Below are 4,128 nucleotides of genomic sequence, written 5' to 3' on the forward strand. Positions count from 1 at the left end.
GGGTGCTGCTGCTCGGCGCCGGGGTGGGGATCACCCCGCTGCGCGCCCTCTTCGAAACCCTGCCGGGCGAGCTGACGCTGATCCAGCGGGCCCGGCGGCCGCAGGACGTGCTGTTCCGGGCGGAGCTGGCCGAGGTCGCCCGGCGGCGCGGCGCGGCGGTGCACGAGTTGCTCGGCCCGCGCGAGCAGGTCGGCGACCTCGGGGCCGCGCTGGCCCGGCTGGTCCCGGACCTCGCCGAGCACGAGGTCTACCTGTGCGGCCCGGACGCCCTGACCGAGGAGGCCGTCCGCGCGCTGCGGGCGGCGGGGGTGCGGCCGGGGCGCATCCACCACGAGAGCTTTTCCTTCTGAAGCCTTTCCTTCCGAAGCTTTTCGTTCTGAGCCCGTTCGGCTCGCCCCCGAGCACCCGAGGAGCGTCCATTCCATGCGCCGAGCCGTCGTCACCAGCGCCGCCACCGCGGCCGGGGTGGTCCTGCTGCTGTCCCTCAAACCGCACGAGGCCGCCGGGCCCGCCCCGGTGATCGGCTCGGGGCCGGGCACCGGCACCGGCCAGGGCACCGCCGCCGACTCCGGCACCGGGTCCGAGGGCTCGGCACCGTCGAACGCCCCGGCGCCCTCCGTCTCCGCACCCGCCTCCGCGTCCGCGTCCGCACCCGCCGCGGGCGCCCCCCGGAAGGTCAGCGGGGACACCGTCAACACCCGCTACGGCCCGGTGCAGGTCCAGATCACCCTGGCCGGCAGCAGGATCACCGCCGTCGACGTGGTCACGTACCCGAGCGCCGAACGGCGCGACCGCGAGATCAACACCTCCGCGCTGCCGGTCCTCAACCAGGAGGCGATAGCCGCGCAGAGCGCCCGGATCGACGTGGTCAGCGGCGCGACGTACACCAGCGACGGCTACGTCCGCTCCCTGCAAAGCGCCCTCGACCGGGCCAAGGGCTGAGGCGCCCGTGCTGCGCCACGCCGAGCCCGTGATGGGCACCGTCTTCTCGGTCACCGTCCGCGACCCCGCCCCCGGGACCCCGGCCGTGCTGGAACGGATCGCGGAGCGGCTGCACCGGATCGACGCGGTGTTCTCGACGTACCGGCCGGACAGCGACATCAGCGGCCTCGACCGGGGCGAACTCGCCCTGGACGACTGCGATCCGGAGGTCCGCACCGTGCTGGCCGCCTGCCGGGAGGTGGCCGCCGAGACCGACGGCTACTTCACCGAGCGACCGGGCGGCCGGCTCGACCCCAGCGGCTGGGTCAAGGGCTGGGCGGTCGAGCAGGCGGCCGACCTGCTGCGCTCCTCCGGCTCCCGGCAGTACTGCGTCAGCGGCGGCGGAGACGTGCAGAGCGCCGGCGGACCGTGGCGGATCGGCATCGCCGACCCCCGGCGACCGGGTCTGCTGGCCGCCGTCCTGGCCGGCCACGACCTGGCCGTGGCCACCTCCGGCACCGCCGAGCGCGGCGCGCACATCCTCGACCCGCACACCGGCCGCCCGGCCTGCGCCCTGGCCTCGCTCACCCTGGTCGGCGCCCCGGGCACCGGCATCGCCCGCACCGACGCCTGGGCCACCGCCGCCTTCGCCATGGGCCCGGACCGCGCCCTCGCCTGGGCCGCCCGCCGACCCGGCATCGAGGCCCTGGCCGTGCTGCCGGACGGCTCGAAGCGCTGGACCCCGGGCCTGCCCGGGCACCTCCCGGCGAGCGGGCCGGCGGACTGGCGCACCGCCGTCGGCTGACCGGGCCGGGCCCGGCACACGGGTTCCTCGTGGGCCGCGCTTCCCCGCGCGAAACGGCGCCCGCTCCATGCGGAACTGCGCCCACTCTGCGCGGAACTGCGCCTACTCTGCGCGGAACTGCGCCCAGTCCGCGCGGAACGCCCGTCCCGGGGAGGCGAGTTCCGGCCTACGCCCGCTCCTGCTGCGCCGCCCGCCAGGCCTCCCAGGCCACCAGCGGCGCGAGGTACGACCAGCGCCGCGAACCGTCCGGGCAGGTGCCGCCCTCGATCAGCTCGGAGACCGTCCGGCGGGTGAACGGCACCCAGACGGCCATGTCGTGCTCGAAGGTGCTGTGGCAGGCCTCGCGGCGGCGGTCGATCTCGGCCGCGTCCAGCCGGGACCGGACGGTGGCCACCAGCGTGTAGCAGGAGGCCGGCTCGCTCCAGCCCAGCCAGGTGATCACGGTCGGCCCGACGTCGTCCGGCAGCAGCCCCAGCTCCTCCTCCAGCGCCCGCCGGACCAGCCCGTAGAAGTCCTCGGCGGCGCCCGGCTCGTCGCGGTACTTCATCGTCTCGTTGATCCCGACCGTCCACTGCGCCGGGAAGGTGTGGACCGCCAGCGAGCGGCGGAGCAGCAGCAGCCGGCCCAGCCGGTCCCGCACCGCGACGCAGGCGCTGACCATCGTGGGCGGCGCGACGGCCACGAAGCTCGTCAGGCCCTGGTCCAGCGCCTCGCGCAGCAGCCGGGCCGCCTCCGGGTCCTCCCGGCCCATCCCGGTGGTGGCCATGCACTCCGCGTAGTCACTCTCCGCGATGTCCACCTCGCAGACCCGCGCACCACCGTGCTCGCCGTGATCGACCGTCAGCCGCGAGATGTACGCGGTGCGGCCCGCCGCACCGGCCGCCCTCCGGCGCGCCACCTCCTCGGCCCACCCGGCCGCGTCCAGCACGTGCGGGCGCTCGACCCGCCCGCGGTGCGCCGTCACCAGCGTGCTCGGCGCCAGCGGCCGGGTCGCCGACCAGGTGATCAGCGGCGCCAGCCCGTCCGCCCGCACGTCGTGCGCCCGGGCCGCCGCCGTCAGGCTCGCCCGCCGGACCCGCGGCACCGGCACCCGCGAACCGAGCCGTGAGCCGCCGAACTTGGCGAAGTCGTACACCAGATTGGTCACCACCCCGAGCAGCAGGGCCCCACCGATCCCCAGCAGCCACTCCACCCCGGTTCCCCCACTTCCGCGATCGACCCGCCCCATTGTGGAGGTGTCCGGCACGGCGGCGGAAGAGCCGCGCCCCGTGACGGCCTCCGGGCCGGTTCCGGGGCCGGTGCTAGGGTGATCGAACAGTCGGCTCGGACGCTCGGAGGACTGAACCATCGTGCGGGCGACCAGGATTGCCGCGTCCACGGTCCGGTCGGCCGTCCGGTCGCCCGTCCGCTCCGCCATCCGTTCGGCCACCCGCCGGACGACCCGCGCGGATCTGCGCTCCGCCGCCCGGTCCGCGGTGCGCCGCTCCCCCGCCGCCGCCGGCCACCTCCTGCTCTGCCTCGGCACCGGGGCGGTCGCGCTGGTCGGGCTCTGCCTGCTGCTCGTCGTCCTCGCCCTCTGCCCGGTCGGCCCGGGCCTGCCGCTCCTGCCGCCGGCCCTGCGACTGCTGCGCCGGTTCGCCGAGTTCCACCGCCGGCGGGCCGGCCGGTGGCTGGGCGGCGACCGGCCGCGCACCCCGTACCGCGACCGGGTGTCCCTGCGCGACCCGGCCGTCCGCAAGGACCTGGTGTGGCTGCTCGCCCACGCCACCGCCGGGACGGCCCTGTCGGCCGCCGCCCTCACCCTGTGCAGCCACGCCGTCAACTGGCTGACGGCGCCGGTGTGGTGGCGGCTCCTGCCGGACGAGCGCGGGAGCATCATCCTGCTGACCGTCGACTCCTGGCCGGTGGCCGTCGCGGCGGCGGTCGGCGGGGTCGGCTACGCGGTGGTCGCCCTGGCCGTGCTGGCGCCCGCCGCCGACCTGCACGCCCGGGCCTCCCGCCGGCTGCTGGTCGCCCGGCCCCGCCCGTCGCTGGCCCGGCGCGTCCAGGAGCTGACCACCACCCGGTCCGAGGCGCTGGACGCCCATGCCGCCGAACTGCGCCGGATCGAACGGGACCTGCACGACGGCGCCCAGGCCAACCTGGTGGCCGTCTCGCTCCGGCTCGGCATGATCCGCCGCGCGCTGGACCAACGTCCCGAGCAGGCGGCGGCGTTGGTGGACTCCACCCAACTCGTCGCCGAGCAGGCCCTGGAGTCGCTGCGCGCCCTGGTGCGCGGCATCCACCCGCCGCTGCTCGCCGACCGCGGTCTCGCCGAGGCCGTACGGTCGCTCGCCGCCCGCTGCGCCGTGCCCACCCGGGTCGAGCCGGACACCGGGGGCGGCCGGGGCGAGCCGGACACC

General features: G+C 76.7%; 4 protein-coding genes and 1 pseudogene. 4 read left to right on the top strand and 1 reads right to left on the bottom strand.

Annotated elements, in window-relative coordinates; translation table 11 throughout:
• The 3 genes and pseudogenes from ACIQOV_RS30625 to ACIQOV_RS30635 all read left to right on the top strand — a co-directional run.
• Nucleotides 1-350 (top strand): annotated as a pseudogene (locus tag ACIQOV_RS30625) (ferric reductase); the annotation flags it as partial.
• 73 nt (nt 351-423) lie between these two features.
• Nucleotides 424-942 (top strand): FMN-binding protein, encoded by a 519-nt coding sequence (locus ACIQOV_RS30630; protein ID WP_401053862.1) that lies wholly within the window; start codon nt 424-426, stop codon nt 940-942.
• A gap of 31 nt (nt 943-973) precedes the next feature.
• The gene (locus ACIQOV_RS30635; RefSeq protein ID WP_401053866.1) at nt 974-1,726 is read left to right on the top strand and encodes an FAD:protein FMN transferase; all 753 of its coding nucleotides are present in this window, start codon (nt 974-976) and stop codon (nt 1,724-1,726) included.
• A 166-nt stretch (nt 1,727-1,892) separates the two neighbouring features.
• Here the strand turns inward: ACIQOV_RS30635 and ACIQOV_RS30640 are convergent, their stop codons facing one another.
• Entirely contained in the window at nt 1,893-2,918 is a 1,026-nt protein-coding gene (locus ACIQOV_RS30640; protein WP_401053864.1) for a hypothetical protein, read from the bottom strand.
• A gap of 157 nt (nt 2,919-3,075) precedes the next feature.
• Here ACIQOV_RS30640 and ACIQOV_RS30645 point away from each other — a divergent pair.
• On the top strand, nt 3,076-4,128 hold a 1,053-nt coding region (locus ACIQOV_RS30645), incomplete at its 3' end, for a sensor domain-containing protein (RefSeq protein WP_401053865.1).

It is taken from the genome of Kitasatospora sp. NPDC091257, from assembly GCF_044757675.1.
GTDB classification, from domain to species: domain Bacteria; phylum Actinomycetota; class Actinomycetes; order Streptomycetales; family Streptomycetaceae; genus Kitasatospora; species Kitasatospora lactacystinica.

Coding starts and splice junctions, on each gene's coding strand:
- ACIQOV_RS30630 (WP_401053862.1), top strand. CDS start 424: ATGCGCCGAGCCGTCGTCACCAGCGCCGCCACCGCGGCCGGGGTGGTC.
- ACIQOV_RS30635 (WP_401053866.1), top strand. CDS start 974: ATGGGCACCGTCTTCTCGGTCACCGTCCGCGACCCCGCCCCCGGGACC.